Annotated in this window: 16 protein-coding genes; 5 read left to right on the top strand and 11 right to left on the bottom strand. The window is 73.2% G+C overall.

What is annotated here, in order from left to right; translation table 11 throughout:
* Positions 1-9 precede the first annotated feature (9 nt).
* Entirely contained in the window at positions 10-1344 is a 1335-nt protein-coding gene (locus tag ACFZP7_RS31025) for an ABC transporter substrate-binding protein (RefSeq protein WP_385637239.1), read from the top strand.
* 14 nt (positions 1345-1358) lie between these two features.
* Positions 1359-2561, top strand: a complete 1203-nt coding sequence (locus ACFZP7_RS31020; protein ID WP_031015866.1) for a Gfo/Idh/MocA family protein — start codon at positions 1359-1361, stop codon at positions 2559-2561.
* Positions 2562-2582: 21 nt separating this feature from the next.
* Here the strand turns inward: ACFZP7_RS31020 and ACFZP7_RS31015 are convergent, their stop codons facing one another.
* The 4 genes from ACFZP7_RS31015 to ACFZP7_RS31000 all read right to left on the bottom strand — a co-directional run bounded on the left by ACFZP7_RS31015 (position 2583) and on the right by ACFZP7_RS31000 (position 6220).
* A complete protein-coding gene (locus ACFZP7_RS31015; protein WP_385637237.1) occupies positions 2583-3380 on the bottom strand; it encodes an SDR family NAD(P)-dependent oxidoreductase in 798 nt (265 codons plus the stop codon).
* 66 nt (positions 3381-3446) lie between these two features.
* Entirely contained in the window at positions 3447-4373 is a 927-nt protein-coding gene (locus ACFZP7_RS31010; protein ID WP_029393836.1) for an SDR family oxidoreductase, read from the bottom strand.
* Between the two features lie 129 nt (positions 4374-4502).
* Complete coding sequence (locus ACFZP7_RS31005; RefSeq protein WP_030975774.1) at positions 4503-5132, bottom strand: MBL fold metallo-hydrolase; 630 nt, start codon at positions 5130-5132, stop codon at positions 4503-4505.
* A complete protein-coding gene (locus ACFZP7_RS31000) occupies positions 5132-6220 on the bottom strand; it encodes an S-(hydroxymethyl)mycothiol dehydrogenase (RefSeq protein ID WP_031015869.1) in 1089 nt (362 codons plus the stop codon). The genes ACFZP7_RS31005 and ACFZP7_RS31000 overlap by 1 nt, the downstream gene beginning before the upstream one ends.
* Positions 6221-6351: 131 nt before the next feature.
* On the opposite strand from ACFZP7_RS31000, the gene ACFZP7_RS30995 reads away from it, so the two are divergent.
* Positions 6352-8106 (top strand): ABC transporter ATP-binding protein, encoded by a 1755-nt coding sequence (locus ACFZP7_RS30995; RefSeq protein WP_031015870.1) that lies wholly within the window; start codon positions 6352-6354, stop codon positions 8104-8106.
* Positions 8107-8169: 63 nt separating this feature from the next.
* Here ACFZP7_RS30995 and ACFZP7_RS30990 read toward each other — a convergent pair whose 3' ends face one another.
* Positions 8170-8454 (bottom strand): hypothetical protein, encoded by a 285-nt coding sequence (locus ACFZP7_RS30990; protein ID WP_019327754.1) that lies wholly within the window; start codon positions 8452-8454, stop codon positions 8170-8172.
* Between the two features lie 183 nt (positions 8455-8637).
* Between ACFZP7_RS30990 and ACFZP7_RS30985 the strand changes: the two genes are divergently transcribed.
* The gene (locus ACFZP7_RS30985) at positions 8638-9003 is read left to right on the top strand and encodes a nuclear transport factor 2 family protein (RefSeq protein ID WP_019327753.1); all 366 of its coding nucleotides are present in this window, start codon (positions 8638-8640) and stop codon (positions 9001-9003) included.
* Between the two features lie 28 nt (positions 9004-9031).
* Here the strand turns inward: ACFZP7_RS30985 and ACFZP7_RS30980 are convergent, their stop codons facing one another.
* On the bottom strand, positions 9032-9688 hold the full coding sequence (locus tag ACFZP7_RS30980) for a TetR/AcrR family transcriptional regulator (protein WP_127438820.1): 657 nt from the start codon (positions 9686-9688) through the stop codon (positions 9032-9034).
* A gap of 207 nt (positions 9689-9895) precedes the next feature.
* Here ACFZP7_RS30980 and ACFZP7_RS30975 point away from each other — a divergent pair, with 207 nt between their 5' ends.
* Complete coding sequence (locus tag ACFZP7_RS30975) at positions 9896-11155, top strand: YncE family protein (RefSeq protein WP_385637233.1); 1260 nt, start codon at positions 9896-9898, stop codon at positions 11153-11155.
* Between the two features lie 63 nt (positions 11156-11218).
* Here ACFZP7_RS30975 and ACFZP7_RS30970 read toward each other — a convergent pair whose 3' ends face one another.
* The 5 genes from ACFZP7_RS30970 to ACFZP7_RS30950 form a co-directional block, all read right to left on the bottom strand.
* On the bottom strand, positions 11219-11719 hold the full coding sequence (locus tag ACFZP7_RS30970) for a metallophosphoesterase (protein ID WP_019327750.1): 501 nt from the start codon (positions 11717-11719) through the stop codon (positions 11219-11221).
* 9 nt (positions 11720-11728) lie between these two features.
* Positions 11729-12706, bottom strand: coding sequence for a dTDP-glucose 4,6-dehydratase (gene rfbB, locus ACFZP7_RS30965; protein ID WP_385637230.1), 978 nt, complete (start codon positions 12704-12706; stop codon positions 11729-11731).
* 169 nt (positions 12707-12875) lie between these two features.
* Positions 12876-13055, bottom strand: coding sequence for a hypothetical protein (locus ACFZP7_RS30960; protein ID WP_127437283.1), 180 nt, complete (start codon positions 13053-13055; stop codon positions 12876-12878).
* 87 nt (positions 13056-13142) lie between these two features.
* Positions 13143-13565, bottom strand: coding sequence for a CBS domain-containing protein (locus ACFZP7_RS30955; protein WP_385637227.1), 423 nt, complete (start codon positions 13563-13565; stop codon positions 13143-13145).
* A gap of 70 nt (positions 13566-13635) precedes the next feature.
* Positions 13636-16092, bottom strand: a complete 2457-nt coding sequence (locus ACFZP7_RS30950; protein ID WP_355513296.1) for a SpoIIE family protein phosphatase — start codon at positions 16090-16092, stop codon at positions 13636-13638.
* Between the last annotated feature and the right edge of the window lie 126 nt (positions 16093-16218).

Raw genomic sequence — 16218 nt, 5'->3', positions numbered from 1 at the left:
GGGACGGACATGCGATTTCGTACCGTCGCGGCCGTGACCGGGGCGCTGGCACTGTCCCTGGTGACCGGCTGCGCGCAGGGCGCCGGGTCGTCCGCGGACACGGTGACGTACTGGCTCTGGGACACCAACCAGCTGCCCGCCTACCAGGCGTGCGCCGAGGACTTCGAGAAGCAGAACCCCGGCCTGGACGTGGAGATCTCGCAGCTGGGCTGGGACGACTACTGGACCAAGCTCACCGCGAGCTTCATCGCGGGCACCCAGCCCGACGTCTTCACCGACCACATCCAGAAGTTCGGCCAGTTCGCCGATCTGAAGGTGCTCGAACCCCTCGACGACCTGGGCATCGACGACTCCGACTACCAGCCCGGACTGGCCGCCAGCTGGCTGGGCGAGGACGGCCGCCGCTACGGCGTGCCGAAGGACTGGGACACGGTCGCGCTGTTCTACAACGAGAAGATGGTGAAGGACGCCGGGCTCGACGCCGCGAACCTGAACGACCTGGCCTGGAATCCCGAGGACGGCGGCACCTTCGAGAAGGCCATCGCCCGCCTGACCGTGGACGAGCAGGGCAGGCGGGGCGACGAACCCGGCTTCGACAAGGACAACGTGAAGGTGTACGGCCTGGCCACCAACGGCGGTGGCGACGGCGACGGCCAGACCACCTGGAGCCACTTCGCCGCCTCCGCCGGCTGGACGTACACCGGGAAGGAGCGGTGGGGCACCGAGTACCGGTACGACGACGACACGTTCCAGTCGATGATCGAGTGGTACTTCGGGCTGGCGGACAAGGGCTACATGGCGCCCTTCACCGACTACTCCGTCTCCAACCAGGCCAACACCCAGGTGGCCGCGGGCACGGCGGCCACCGCGTTCGACGGGGCGTGGATGCTGTCGACGTACGACGGTTTCGAGGGCGTGGACTTCGGCACCGCCGTCACCCCCGCCGGACCGACCGGCAAGCGGGCCACGATGATGAACGGCCTCGCGGACTCCGTCAGCAAGGACGCCCGCAACAAGGCCGGTGCCCGCAAGTGGGTGAAGTACCTGGCCTCCGAGGAGTGCCAGCGCACCGTGGGCGGCTACGGCATCGTCTTCCCGGCCACGCCCGACGGCACCGAGGCGGCGGTCGCCGCGTACGAGAAGAAGGGCATCGACGTCTCGGCGTTCACCCGGCCGGTCGAGGACAAGGAGAACTTCCGGACGTTCTCCTACCCGATCACCAACTACGCCGCGGACGTGCAGGCGCTCATGCGCCCCGCCATGCAGGACGTGTACGGCGGCGGCAGGCCGGTGAGCAGCCTCGACGAGACCAACGACCAGATCAACCTGATCCTCGACCAGTGAAAGGCACTGCATTCATGACGTTCTCCCTCGGCATCGTCGGTGCCGGCCAGTTCTCCGGCCAGTTCGCCAAGTTGTTCCACGCCCACCCGGGCGTGAGCGACGTGTACGTCACCGACCTGCTGCCGGAGCGGGCCGAACGGCTCGTCGCCGCCGAAGGTCTCGCCGGTACCTTCCCGACCTACGAGGCGATGCTGGAGTCCCGGGCGGTCGACGCCGTCGCGATCTTCACCCAGCGCTGGACGCACGGCCCGCTGGTGCTCCAGGGCCTGGGCGCGGGCAAGCACGTGTTCTCCGCCGTCCCCATGGCGATCAGCACCCAGGAGATCGCGGACATCATCGACGCGGTCAAGTCGACCGGCCTGACCTACATGATGGGCGAGACCAGCCAGTACAACCCGGCGACCGTGCACGCCCGCAACAAGATCGCCGAGGGCGCCTTCGGCCGGCTCTTCTACGCCGAGGGCGACTACGTGCACGACATGGACCTGGGCTTCTACGAGGCCTACCAGTACAGCGGGGGCGAGCGGTGGAAGGAGACCGCCAGCTATCCGCCGCTGCTGTACCCGACCCACTCGGTGGGCGGCGTGCTGGGCGCCTGGCGGACGCACGCGATCAGCGTCTCGGCGGTCGGGGTCGTGGACCGGCGCGGGGACGGGGTCTTCGACCGGTCGGTCAGCCAGTTCGACAACGACGTCTCCAACGCGACGGCGCTGTTCGAGGTGGCCGGCGGCGGCTCCTTCCGCACCAACGAGTTCCGACGGGTCGGGTACCCCGCGCACATCCGTGAGTCCCGTTTCCGCTTCTTCGGCACCGAGGCGAGCATGGAGCAGCTCGCCACGGTGGCGCTGTGGCAGGACAAGACCGGGGTGGAGGACATCAGCGAGCTGCTGGAGCCCAAGCCCAGTACCTCCCCCGACGACCCGTCGCTCCAGCACGTCGCGCCGGAGCTGCGGGCCGCCTTCACCTCGGGCTCGGCGCCGGTGCACGACCGGGCGCGGCTGCCGCGGGTGTTCGACGGGATGCGCAACGGGCACGAGGGCAGCCACCACTTCCTGGCGGACGACTTCGTGGTCGCCGTGAACTCCCGGACCCTGCCGCCGGTCAACGCGTGGGTGGCGGCCCGCTACACCCTGCCGGGCATCATCGCGCACGAGTCCTCGCGGCAGGGCGGGGCCAGGCTGGAGATCCCGGACTTCGGGGACGCGCCCGAGGTGTGACGCGGCGGCGCGGGCGGGCCGTCAGCCCTCGTCCCGCTCGCGCACCGCCCGCCGGAAGCCGGTGTTGACGGCGGTCAGGCCGCCGTCGACGACCAGCGTCGTACCGGTGACCCAGGACGCGTCGCTGGAGGCGAGGAAGGCGACGGCCGCCGCGATGTCGTCCGGCTTGCCGACCCGGCCCAGCGGATACAGCTCCCGGACCGCCGCCAGGTCCTCGTCCCGCCCCTCCCAGGCCGTGGTGCGCACGGTGCCCGGCGTCACCAGGTTGACCCGGACCCCGCGCGGCGCGGCGTGCCCGGCGAGGGTACGGGTGAGCGAGGCGAGGCCGGCCTTGGCGGCGCTGTAGGCGTGGTTGCCGAAGTCCTGGACGCCGTTGACCGAACCGACGCTCACGATCGCGCCGCGTCCGCCGGCCGCCAGGTGGGGCAGGGCGGCCCGGCAGCAGCGGTAGGCGCCGGTGAGGGTGACGTCGAGGTCGCGGGCCCAGACCTCGTCCGCCTCGTCCTCGAAGAGCGGGGCGTCGGGCGCGCAGGCGTAGGCGTTGTTGACCAGGACGTCGAGGCCGCCGAAGGTGTCCACGGCGTGGGCGACGGCCGCCTCGACGGACGCCCGGTCGGCGACGTCGCAGGCGAACGCGTGGACGTCCAGTCCCTGTTCCGCCAGCTCCGCCGCCGTCCTCCGCGCGGCGGGGAGGTCGATGTCGGTCAGCAGCACCCGCGCCCCTTCCGCGGCCAGCCGGCGTGCGGTGGCCGCTCCGATGCCGCGGGCCGCGCCCGTCACCAGTGCTCCGTGGTCGGCGAAACGCCCTGTCTCCGTCATGGTGCCGACGGTACTGCCGCGACGATCACAAGGGCAGACGGCGTATGTCAGCGTCGGCGCCGTCCGTCAGCGGTAGCCGGTGACGTCGGCCGGCTTGCCCGGGTCCTGGACCTCGACGAGGTAGCGCCAGGCGTCCGGGCGGCTGCCGTCGAGGTCGGTGAAGCCGTACTCCCGCGCGAGGCCGCCGCTGGACAGGGACCGGCCGTTGAAGCGCGTCACGCCGGGGTCGGCGGCGAGCGCGGCGACGGCGCGTCCCACGTAGCGGGGCGTCTCGGAGATGGCGAAGTGCGGCACGCGGTCGAGGGCGTCGCGCCAGTTGTCCTCGGCGACCCCGAAGTGCTCCAGCATCATCTCCGAGCGCATCCAGCCGGGGGTCAGCGCGACGGCGGTCGCGCCGCGCGGGCCGAGTTCGTGGCCGAGGGCGAAGGCCATGCGCAGGACGGACGACTTGGCGAGGTCGTAGAAGAAGGAGACCCGGTAGTGGTCGCGGTTGTAGTCGTCGGTGCCGTCGGTGATCTCGACGACCAGTCCGCCGGGCCGGCGCAGCATGAGCGGCAGGGCGTGGTGGCTGGTGACGGCGTGGGTCTCGACCGCCAGGCGCAGCAGCCGGAGCCCCTTGTCGAGGTCGTGCTCCCAGACGGGGCTGTCCCACGCGAAGAGGTGCTCCCCGCCCCAGATGTCGTTGACCAGGATGTCGAGGCGGTCCTGCTCACGGGCGATACGGTCGACGAGTGCGGCGACCTGGGCCGGATCGAGGTGGTCGGTGGGGACGGCGATGCCCCGGCCGCCCGCCTCGGTGACCAGGTCGGCCGTGTCCTCGACGGTCTCGGGGCGGTCGTACTCCGAGCGCCGGGCGCGGGTGCTGCGGCCGGTGACGTAGACGGTGGCGCCGGCCGCGCCCAGTTCCACGGCGATGCCGCGTCCGGCGCCGCGGGTCGCCCCGGCGACCAGCGCGACCCTGCCCGTCAACGGCCTGTTCGGTGACTGTGCCATGTCCGGCTTCCGTTCCTCTCCCACGAGATGCACGAGTGCTTTCGGTCTCGTGATCGAGGGTGCACGGAAAGCCGGACATCTCCTGTCACCTTTCGCGCGTGTCCCGCGCCGCTTTCGTCCCGTCGCGGCTCAGTGGCCGCGCTTGATCCACTCCTCCAGGTGCGGCGCCTCGGCTCCGATGGTGGTCGGGTCCCCGTGGCCGGTGCGGACCTCCGTCTCGGGCGGGAGCACCAGCAGCCGGTCGCGGATCGAGTCGATGATGGTCGGGAAGTGGGAGTAGGACCGTCCGGTGGCGCCGGGGCCGCCCTGGAAGAGGGTGTCGCCGGTGAAGACGGTGCCGAGTCCCGGGTCGTACAGGCAGACCGCGCCGGGCGCGTGCCCGGGGGTGTGCAGGACGGTCAGGTCGGCGCCGGCGGCCTCGATGACCTGGCCGTCGGTCAGCCAGGCGTCGGGGTCCCGGTCCGGGTGGGTCTGCTGCCACAGCGGCATGTCGTCGCGGTGCAGCCAGATGGTGGCGCCGGTGCGCTCGGCGAGCGCGGGCGCGGCGTTGACGTGGTCGTTGTGGGCGTGGGTGCAGACGATGGCGGTCAGCCTGCGGTCGCCGACGGCCTCGGCGATGGCGTCGGCGTCGTGGGCGGCGTCGATGACGATCACCTCGTGGTCGTCGCCGACGATCCAGACGTTGTTGTCGACGTCCCAGGTGCCGCCGTCGAGGCTGAACTGACCGGAGGTGACGAGGCGTTCGATGCGGGCGGCCATCACAGCACCACCACCGAGCGCAGCACGTCACCGGCGTGCATCCGGTCGAAGGCGGCCTCCACCTCGTCGAGGCGGATGGTCTCGGTGACGAACTTGTCCAGGTCCAGGCGGCCCTGGAGGTGCAGGTCGATCAGCATCGGGAAGTCACGGGAGGGCAGGCAGTCGCCGTACCAGGAGGACTTCAGGGAGCCGCCGCGGCCGAAGACGTCGAGGAGGGGCAGCTCCAGCTTCATCTCGGGCGTGGGGACGCCGACGAGGACGACGGTGCCGGCCAGGTCGCGGGCGTAGAAGGCCTGACGGTAGGTCTCCGGGCGGCCGACCGCCTCGATGACGACGTCGGCGCCGAAGCCGCCGGTCAGCTCCCGGATCGCCTCGACGGGGTCGGTCTCGCGGGAGTTGACGGTGTGGGTGGCGCCCATGGAGCGGGCGGTCTCCAGCTTGCGGTCGTCGATGTCCACGGCGATCACCTTCGCGGCCCCGGCGAGGTGGGAGCCGGCGATCGCCGCGTCGCCGACGCCGCCGCAGCCGATGACGGCGACGGTGTCGCCGCGGCCGACGTTCCCGGTGTTGATGGCGGCGCCGATGCCGGCCATCACACCGCAGCCGAGCAGCCCGGCCACCTGCGGGGCGACGGCCGGGTCGACCTTGGTGCACTGTCCGGCGGCGACCAGCGTCTTCTCGGCGAAGGCGCCGATGCCGAGGGCCGGGGAGAGTTCCTGGCCGGTGGAGGCCAGGGTCATCTTCTGCTCGGCGTTGTGGGTGTCGAAGCAGTACCAGGGCCGGCCGCGCAGACAGGCCCGGCACTTGCCGCACACCGCGCGCCAGTTGAGGATCACGAAGTCGCCGGGGGCGACGTCGGTGACACCGGCGCCGACCGACTCGACCACGCCCGCGGCCTCGTGGCCGAGCAGGAAGGGGTAGTCGTCGCTGATGCCGCCCTGCTTGTAGTGCAGGTCGGTGTGGCACACCCCGCAGGCCTGGACGGCGACCACGGCCTCGCCCGGGCCGGGATCGGGCACGACGATCGTCTCGATCCGCACCGGTTCGTCCTTGCCCGGTGCGATCACGCCGCGTACTTCCTGCGCCATGGTCTGGACCCCTTCTTCGGCCGTTCAGCGTTCTCCCCCGACCCTACGCGCAACTGATCGACAAGGGGCACTCCGACGTCGCTGCGGGCCCACGTAGCCTGAAGCTTCCGCCCGCCTGCCGAAGGAGTGCCGTGAGCGCCGCCGACACGGAGACCGGTCAGCCCGCCTGGCGACTGCTCCTGACCTACGTACGGCCGCACCGGGCGGCCCTGTTCGCGGGCGCCGCGCTCTCCCTCGTCACCGGCGCCACGGGGCTGATGCTGCCGCTGGTGGCGCGGGAGCTGATCGACGACCTGGCGCACGACCGGGCCATCACCGGCGCGTTGCTGGCCATGTCGGGGCTGGTGGTCGCCAACGCCGCGCTGGGGGCGCTGGGCGGGTACGTGCTGCGGCGCACCGCCGAGTCCGTGGTGCTCGGCGCGCGGCGCACCCTGTCGTCGTACCTGCTGCGGCTGAGGGTCGCGGCGGTGGACCGCACCGAACCCGGCGACCTGATGGCCCGGATCACCTCCGACACGACGTTGCTGCGCGAGGTCACCACCGACTCCCTGGTCGGCCTGGGCACCGGCGGACTCACCCTGCTGGCGACCCTGGTGATGATGGGCCTGGTCGACCCGGTGCTCCTCGGTGTCACCCTGGCGGTGGTCGCCGGGGCGGGCACGGTGCTGGGCCTGATCGTGCCGCGCATCAACCGGGCGAGCCGGCAGGCGCAGGACGCGGTGGGCGTGATGGGCGCCGCGCTGGAGCGGATGCTCGGCGCGCTGCGCACGGTGAAGGCGTCCGGTGCCGAGCCCCGTGAGGAGCGGACGCTGCACGAGGCCGCCGAGGAGTCGTGGCGGCAGAGCGTGCGCGCCGCCAAGTGGTCGGCGGCGGCGGGGAACACGGCCGGGCTGGCGATGCAGGTCGCGTTCATCACGGTGCTCGCGGTGGGCGGGGCCCGGGTGGCGACGGGGGCGATCGACATCGGCACGCTGGTCGCGTTCCTGCTGTTCGTCTTCTATCTGATGGCGCCGATCCAGAACGTCGTGGCCGCCGTCACGCAGTACCAGACGGGCAAGGCGGCGCTCGCCCGCATCCAGGACGCGCTGCGGCTGCCCGCCGAGCCGCCGGCGCGGCCCGCGCCCTTGCCGTCGCCGGGCGCGGAGCCGGCCTCCGTCGCCTTCCGCGACGTCCGCTTCCGCTACGCCGACGATCTGCCGTACATCCACCACGGGGTGACCTTCGAGGTGCCGGCCCGGGGGATGACGGCCTTCGTCGGCCCGTCCGGCGCCGGCAAGACCACCGTCTTCTCCCTCGTCGAGCGGTTCTACGACCCGGTCTCCGGGGAGATCACGCTGGACGGCCGGAGCCTCGCCGACTGGGACCTGGCCTCGCTGCGCGCGGCGATCGGTTACGTGGAGCAGGACGCGCCGGTGCTGTCCGGTTCGCTGCGGGACAACCTGCTGCTGGGCAACCCGGGGGCGGACGAGGCCGCCGTCGCCGCGGTGGTGAAGACGACCCGCCTCGACTCCCTGGTGGAGCGGCTGCCGGCCGGTCTCGACACGCTGGTCGGGCACCGCGGCACCAAGCTGTCGGGAGGCGAGCGCCAGCGGGTCGCCATCGCCCGCGCCCTGCTGCGCCGTCCGCGGCTGCTGCTGCTCGACGAGGCCACCTCGCAGCTGGACGCGGTCAACGAGGCCGCGCTGCGGGACACCGTGGCCGACGTGGCGCGCACCACCACGGTGCTGGTCGTCGCGCACCGGCTGTCCACGGTGACGATGGCCGACCGCATCGTGGTGATGGACGCCGGGCGGGTCCGGGCGGTGGGCACGCACCGCGCGCTGGTGGCCGAGGACCCGCTGTACGCGGAGCTGGCGGCGACGCAGTTCCTGGCCGCGGGCGCCTGAGTCCGGCCCGGAGCGGGCGGGGCCGCCCGGTGCCGGACGGCCCTCGGCGGCCTCCCCGGCGGGTCAGCCGATCGCGGGGACGGCCCCGAACACCGGGGAGACCAGGCCGGTGACCTGCTGGAGCTGGTTGAGGTCGCTCAGCCGGCTGAGCTGCTGGGAGGGCGTGGGCATCTGGGCGCGGTCCTCGGCGGGCATGTCGCCCACCGCCAGCTCGTCCAGCGTCTGGGTCACGCTGAGCTTCCCGCCGCCCAGCGCGCCGGCGTCGGCGGCGCTCGCCATGGGCGCGGCGAGGCCGGTGACACCGGCGGCGAGTCCGACGGCGGCGGCGATACGTCGTGTTGAGATCATGCTCTGAGCAACGGTGGCGGCCCGCGGTCGGACACGGGCGGGCGGCGGCGCTCACCCGACGGGACCATCGGCCCGGCCGCGTTGCCGCGGGCGCCCGGACGGAGGAGGCTCGTAGGCGAGGGGCCCCTGCGGCCCGCCCTCCTCGCGGGCCGCGCTCGGCCGCTCGCGTGGAAGGAGGCCGTCATGAGCACCCACGCAACCCACGGCTTCGACGTGGAGACACTGCGCCGGGGCATCGAGGCGGACACGGCGGCGCCGCTCGTGTCGCTCTACGCGCCGGACGCGGAGGTCCGCATCGTCGACCGGTACGACCAGCCCAGCCGCCCCAAGGTCCTGCGCGGCCGGGACGAGATCGCCGAGATGCTCGACGACGTGTACAGCCGCGACATGTCGCACCGGCTGGCCCGGTGCGTGGTCCAGGGCGACCAGGTCGCCTTCACCGAGGAGTGCGCGTACCCGGACGGCGTGCGGGTGCTCGCCGAGTCGATGCTGTCGCTGCGCAACGGCGAGATCGTCGAGCAGACCACCGTCCAGGCCTGGGACGAGTGAGCGGTGGCCGGCCGGTTGCCGCAGACGTCTATCCGGCCTCCCGTCCGGGGGGCCGGAGCACGGCCAGCAGTTGGCGGACCAGTTCGTCGACGACCTCGTCGAGGGTCGCGTCCACCCAGCCCGCGCTGTAGTCGTGGAGCAGCCCGTTGACCCCGCCGATGAACGCCGTGGCCGCGAGCCGGTAGTCGCGACGCGCCGCCTCGCCGCGTTCGGCGGCGGCCTCGGCCTCGGCCCGGATGAGGTCGACCCAGCGGGCGCGGCGGGCCAGCCGCTGTTCCTCCAGGCGCGGGCTGACACCGATGATCTCGACGAAGGTGATGCGCACACGCCGGGGGTCGCAGGTGACGTCGGCCGCGTAGGCGCGGAAGATCGCGGCGGCGCGTTCGGCCAGCGGCAGGTCGCGGGCGTCGGCCGCCGCCGCGAGGACGGCCTGTTCGGCCCAGTCGTTGACCTGGAGGTGGAGGGCGGCGAGCACGTCCTCCAGGGTGCGGAACTCCTCGTAGAACTGGCGGGTGGAGAGCCCGGCGGCCTCGCTGAGGGCCGCCACGGTGGTGGCGCGGTAGCCGGGGGTGTCGCCGAAGAGCTGGAGCGCGGCGTCGAGGAAGCGCCGCCGGCGCTCGGCCTGGCGCTGTGCGGCGGACTTGCCGCCGTAGCGTCCCGTGGGTGCCCTGAGCCTGCCCGCCACCCGCACCCCCGTCCCGCGCCGTCGTCGCTCCGTCCGCCGACGGATCCCCGCGGGCCAATTTTGTCGTGTACGCGGTCTTGTGGAGAAGGGCCGCTCTTCCTTACTTTGCAGTAAGTTCACTCTGAAAGCGGCTGTGTTCAGAATGCGCGCGCCGTCATTCCGGCGCGTCACCCCCCCTTCCCACGCCCCCTGCCAGAGGAGAGCAGCATGCCTGCCTTCGGAACCAGGCACCTCCGCGCCGCCGCCGTGACCGCCGCCCTCGCCCTCACCGCCGCCGCTCCCACGACCGGCGCGGCGGCCGTCCCGGACGCGCCCGCCGGGCTGCGCGAGGTCATGTTCGTCGGCAACAACTGGGACGGCACCGCGGACGTCATCCGCTCCACCGGGGACTTCGCGAGGATCGGCCGGATCGACGTCGTTCCGGACAAGGCGCGGCGGATGGCGGAGATCAACGCCGATCCGATCAAGTGGATCTACTTCCAGGCCATCCGCAACAGCGTCGGCGAGGGACACGACCAGTTCGTCGACGACATGTACTCCACGCCGGACGGGCGGTCGGTGGTGGTCTCCCGGCCGAGCTTCGCCGACGTGGTCTCCGTCGACCTCGCCACCGGAGACATCAACTGGCGCTTCCCCGTCTCGGGTTACCGCTCCGACCACATGGCCCTGTCCCCCGACGGCTCCCGGGTCGCGGTGTCGGCCTCCACCTCCAACACCGTGCACGTGCTGGACATCTCCACCGGTGAGGAACTGGGCTCCTTCAAGACGGGCGACAAGCCGCACGAGAACATCTTCACCCGCGACGGCAAGTACCTCTGGAACATGTCCATCGGCGAGGTGAACACCGCGCTCGACGCCCCCTGGCTGGACTGGACGAAGGGCAACCGGCGCATCACCGTCGTGGACGCCACGACGTACGAGCAGGTCAAGGTGATCGACATGCGTGAACGGCTGGACGCGATCGGCCTCGGCGACCACTCCGACGCGGTGCGGCCCGCCGTCTTCTCACCGGACGAGTCCAAGCTGTACTTCCAGGTGTCGTTCTTCAACGGCTTCTTCGAGTACGACCTCGCCACCGACCGGATCACCCGCACCAAGACCCTGCCGAAGAACCCGGCCACCAGCGAGGACCGCACCACCTGGGTCAACGACTCGCGCCACCACGGCCTCTCCATGAGCCCGGACGGGTCCAAGCTGTGCGTCGCGGGCACGATGGACGACTACGCGACCGTCGTGGACCGCACGACGCTGCGGGAGGGTCCGCTGGTCACCGCCGCGAAGCCGTACTGGGCCACCGTCAGCGGCGACGGCACCCACTGCGTGGTCTCCGAGAGCGGCGCCGACCGGGTGACCGCCATCGACTTCGCCACCGGCGAGAAGTCGGTGTCCGTCCCCGTCGGCGACCACCCCCAGCGGGTGCGCCTCGGACACGTGGCGGCGGACTGGACCGGCCCGTCCGCCGGCTGACCCGGCCCGCGGTGGCCGCCGGCGGCTGCCCGGCGGCCACCGCCGCGGCCCGGTCGCCGGCCGCTACTTCCGCGGCAGCCGGTGCAGTTCGACGTCCGTGAGCCGGCCGTCGGCGGCCGTCGCCGTCATGTAGGTGCAGTACGGCTGGCGCCTCCGGTCGGTGGGCGAGCCCGGGTTGAGCAGGCGCAGGCCGGTGTCGGCAGTGGTGTCCCAGGGGATGTGGCTGTGGCCGAAGACCAGGACGTCGAGGTCCGGGAAACGGCCCGCGCAACGCCGCTCGCGGCCCTGGGCGGCGCCCGTCTCGTGGACGACGCCGAAGCGCAGGCCGCCGAGGTCGGCGTACGCCACCTCGGGCAGCCGGGCGCGCAGGCCGGGGCCGTCGTTGTTGCCGTACACGCCGATCAGCCGCCGGCTGAGCCGCTCCAGCAGGTCGAGCGTGGCCGTGTCCACCCAGTCGCCCGCGTGCAGGACGACGTCGGCGTGCGGCACCCGGGCCAGCAGCGGCTCCGGCAGCGCCTTCGCCCGCTTCGGCAGATGGGTGTCGGACATGATGAGCAGTCGCACACGGCCAGCCTAGACGGCGGACTCGGCCCTCCGCTTGAGCGGCTCCCACCAGGCCCGGTTGTCCCGGTACCAGGCGACGGTGCCGACCAGTCGGGCCGCGAAGTCGCGGGTCGGGCGGTAGCCCAACTCGTCGCGGGCCTTGGACCAGTCGACCGAGTACCGCAGGTCGTGGCCCTTGCGGTCGGCGACGTGCTCGACGCGGTCCCAGCCCGCGCCGCAGGCGTCGAGCAGCAGACCGGTCAGCTCGCGGTTGGACAGCTCGGTGCCGCCACCGATGTTGTACACCTGGCCGGCCCGGCCCCGGGTGCGGACCAGCTCGACGCCGCGGCAGTGGTCGTCCACGTGCAGCCAGTCGCGGACGTTGCGGCCGTCGCCGTACAGGGGGACCTTCCGGCCGTCGAGGAGGTGGGTGACGAACAGCGGGATCAGCTTCTCGGGGAACTGGTGCGGGCCGAAGTTGTTGGAGCACCGGGTCACCCGGACGTCCAGCCCGTGGGTGCGGTGGCAGGAGAGGGCGAGCAGGTCGGCGGAGGCCTTGGAGGCGGCGTAGGGCGAGCTGGGCCGCAGGGGGTACCGCTCGGTCGCGGAGCCCGTCCGGACCGATCCGTAGACCTCGTCGGTGGAGACGTGCACGAACGGGCCCACACCGTGCCGGAGGGCCGCGTCCAGCAGGGTCTGGGTGCCGACGACGTTGGTGAGCACGAAGCCGGCCGCGGCGTCGATCGACCGGTCCACATGGGACTCGGCGGCGAAGTGCACCACCTGGTCGGCGTCGGCCATCAGCTTGTCGACCAGCGCGGCATCGCGGATGTCACCGTGCACGAAGTCCAGCCGGGGGTGGCCCAGGGGGAGGTTGTCGAGGGTGCCGGCGTAGGTGAGGCTGTCCAGGACCGTGATCCGCGGTGCGTCGGGCGCCTCGGAGGCGAGCAGGGTGCGGACGTAGCGGGAGCCTATGAAGCCGGCTGCGCCGGTGACCAGGAGGTTCATGGACGGTTTCGGTGCCTTGCTGCGGTCGGGCGGTCGGACGGTACGGGCCGGGGGAAGCCTTCGCCGACGTTACCCGCGCGGACGGCGCGGTCCGCGGGCGGCCCGGGCGCGCGCCGCGCCGGCACTCGGCCGGCGCGCCGGTGTCTCCCCCGAACCGGGGTCCCTGAGGTCAGTCCTCGCCCCTGACGATGTTCGACTCCTGACCCGTCCGCGGCGCGCGTGCGGTGCTGCCGTCATCGACGGCCGGTATCCAGGTGCGCACGGCGCCCCGGCGGCGCAGCCGTCGGGCCTTGGACCAGCCCGTCTCCAGTCGGCGGGCGGCGGGTTTCTCGCTGGTGTCCGTCGTCACGGAGCATCATCTTCCTTCTGTTTCCGGCACCGTCGTCGCCCGGTCGGGTCCCCAGGGCTGTCCCCGCGAAACCCCCGGTGGCGGGCCTCAGGGGTTGGGCCGGGCCACGCTGATGTCGCCCAGCGCCGACTCCGGGTCGCGCTCCAGGGCCAGGTCGCCCAGGGAGACGATGCCCACGGGGCGGCTGTCGTCGACGACCGGTACCCGGCGCACGGCGTGTTCCCGCATCAGCTCGACGGCGCGCTCCAGCTCGTCGTCGGGACCTACGGTGACCAGCTCCTCGTCGCTGCACACGCCGGCCACGGTGGTGCGCTCCGGGTCGCCGCCCTCCGCGACCGCCCGGATCACCAGGTCACGGTCGGTCACCAGGCCGCGCAGCTCGTCGCCGTCCGTGACCAGGACGGCGCCGAGGTCGCGGTCGCGCATGACGCGGGCCACGGCGGTGACGGAGGTCAGCGGCTCCACGGTCACGGGGTGGCCGGTCATGATGTCGCGGACGTACCGGGTCATGGCGGGGTACCTCATTCCGCTGCTCGGTCGGGGTGTGCCCGCCGGGTACCCGGCGGGGCGGGGCCCGCACCTATGCCGGGCCGCGGCGCACCGGGATCTCGCTCCAGACCTGTTTGCCGCCGCCCACCGGCAGGGTCCCCCAGGTCGCCGACATCGCCTCGACGAGGAGGATGCCGCGTCCGCCCGTGGCCTCCCAGCCGATGCTGGTCGGCTTGACGGGCGTACGGGGCGAGGCGTCGGCGACCGCGACCCGCAGCCGGCCGTTGATCAGGGCGAGGTCGAGGCGGACCGTGCCGTCGGTGTGCACCAGGGCGTTGGTGACCAGTTCCGAGACGATCAGCAGGACGCCGTCGACGTCGGCGTCCTGCACGCCCCAGGAGCGCAGGGTGCGCCGGGTGAAGCGGCGGGCGTGCCGCACGGCCTCGGGCAGCCGCCACACCGACCAGCTCTCCCGAAGCGGCCGCACCGCCATGCCGTCGTAGCGCACCAGGAGCAGGGCGACGTCGTCGCTGCGGCGGGCGTTGCCCAGCAGGGCGTCGGCGACGAGCCCCAGGTGGGCCGGGTCGGAGACGGCCAGCGCGTGGGCGAAACGGTCCATGCCCGCGTCGATGTCCTCCTCGGCGGACTCCACGAGACCGTCCGTGGTGAGGGCGATCAGCGTGCCGCGGCGCAGCCGCAGCGGGCTCATCGGGAAGTCCGCCTGCCGGACCACGCCCAGCGGCGGGCCGCCCTCCGACTCGGCGATCTCGGTGCTGCCGTCGGGATGGCGCAGGACCGGCGGCGGGTGCCCGGCCCGTACGCACCAGGCGGAGCCGGCCTCCATGTCCAGGTCGACGTAGACGCAGGTGGCGAAGAGGTCGGTCTCCATGTCCATGAGCAGCCGGTTGGCGTGCGAGACCACGACGTCCGGCGGGTGGCCCTCGGCGGCGTAGGCGCGCAGCGCGGTGCGCATCTGGCCCATGAGGGTGGCGGCGCCGGCGCTGTGGCCCTGGACGTCGCCGATGACGAGGGCGACGTGGTGGTCGGGCAGCGGGATCACGTCGTACCAGTCGCCGCCCAGCTCCAGTCCGGCCGTGCTGGGCAGGTAGCGGGCCACGGCGACCGCGCCGGGCAGCTTCGGCAGGCGGCGCGGCAGGAGCTGACGCTGGAGCATGCCGACGAGTTCGTGCTCGGCGTCGAAGGCGTGGGCGCGCATCAGGGCCTGTCCGGCGAGGCCCGCCGAGGCGGTGAGCAGGGCGCGTTCGTCGGGGCCGAAGTCGTGCGGGGCGTCCCAGCCGATCAGACAGGCGCCGGCCATGCGGCCGCCGGCGGGCAGCGGCAGCACCGCGAGGCCGCCGGGGCCGACGTCGGCGAGGGCGGGCTCCACGTCGCCGGTCCCGGCGGGCCAGATCCGGGCGCGGCCCTCGCGCAGCGCGGCGGCCAGCGTCGGCATCGCCCGCACCGGTGCGTCGGGCCACTCGGTGCGCCACTCCGACCGCCACAGCTCCGGCCAGGACTCGGGCTCGGGCGGGTCGAGGACGGTGACGACCAGACGGTCGTTCTCCAGCTCGGCCAGTGCGATCCGGTCGGCGCGCAGCGGCCTGCGCAGGGCGGCGACCACGGCCTGGCTGACGTCGCGCACGGTGCCGGCGGTGGCCAGCGCGGCGGCGAGGCGCTGGACGCGGGCCACGTCGGTCACGTCGGGGCGCAGGGTGGAGGCGTCGGCGACGGTGCCGACGAGGCGGGCGGGCCGGCCCTCGCCGCCGGGCAGCAGGCGCCCGCTGAGCCGCAGCCACTTCGGCGGGCCGCTGGGCTGCAGCACCCGGAACTCCAGCTCGCGGTCGCCGATGGACATGTGGTCGGCCTCGGTGACCGACATCAGCGAGGGCAGGTCCTCGGGCACGGTGAGGCCGAGGAGCGTCTCGACCTTGCCGTCGAACTCGCCGGGCGCCAGACCGAACAGGCGCAGGATGTCGTCGCCGACCTCGACCCGGCCGGTGTCCATCGCCAGGGAGAAGGCGTCCGGCCGCACCTCCTCGCCCTCGGGGACCACGCCGGGTGCCGGGCTGGTCACGGCCCCGGCGACCAGTTCCAGGCACGCGCGGTCCTCGGCGCCGAAGCCCTCGGGGCGCTCGGTGAGGGCGAGGAGGCAGCCCCCTCCGCCGCCGCGCACGGGCAGGGCTGCCAGGGAGAAGCCGCTGGACGGAACGTGCCGCGACTCCGCCGAACCGGCGAACTCCTCGGGGCCGAGCCACACCGGAGCACCCTCCCGGTGGACGTCCGCCACCGGGGAGCCGCCGGACACGGGGTATCCGTCGCGCACGCCGTACAGGGTGCGCGGAACGCCCGCCGACCCCGCCAGGCAGAGCAGTTCCCCGTTCTCACCGGGTGTGTAGAGGGCGGCGAAGGAGGCCCCCGCGAAGACCAGCGCCTGTTCGAGGACGCGGCGCAGCCGCTCCCCGGGGTCCGGCACGGACGCGACCGCCTTCAGGGCACCCTCGGCACGCAGCGACCTCGCTCCGCGTTCCACCGCGCCCTCACTGACCACGCCGCCATTACAGCGCTCCTGGGACGTCCGCGCAGCCCCTGCGGGGCGGGAAGAGTCCCGGAAGGGCCGGGAAGAATCCCGGAAGGAGCGGAGGGCGCGACCGCGCGCGCCGTACGCCGCTCCCCC

The sequence above is a fragment of the Streptomyces sp. SudanB5_2050 genome (assembly GCF_964272335.1).
Taxonomy (GTDB): Bacteria; Actinomycetota; Actinomycetes; order Streptomycetales; family Streptomycetaceae; genus Streptomyces; species Streptomyces rochei.
The sequence above is the reverse complement of the archived record's forward strand: the minus strand, read 5'-3'. Positions and strand labels throughout refer to the sequence as shown.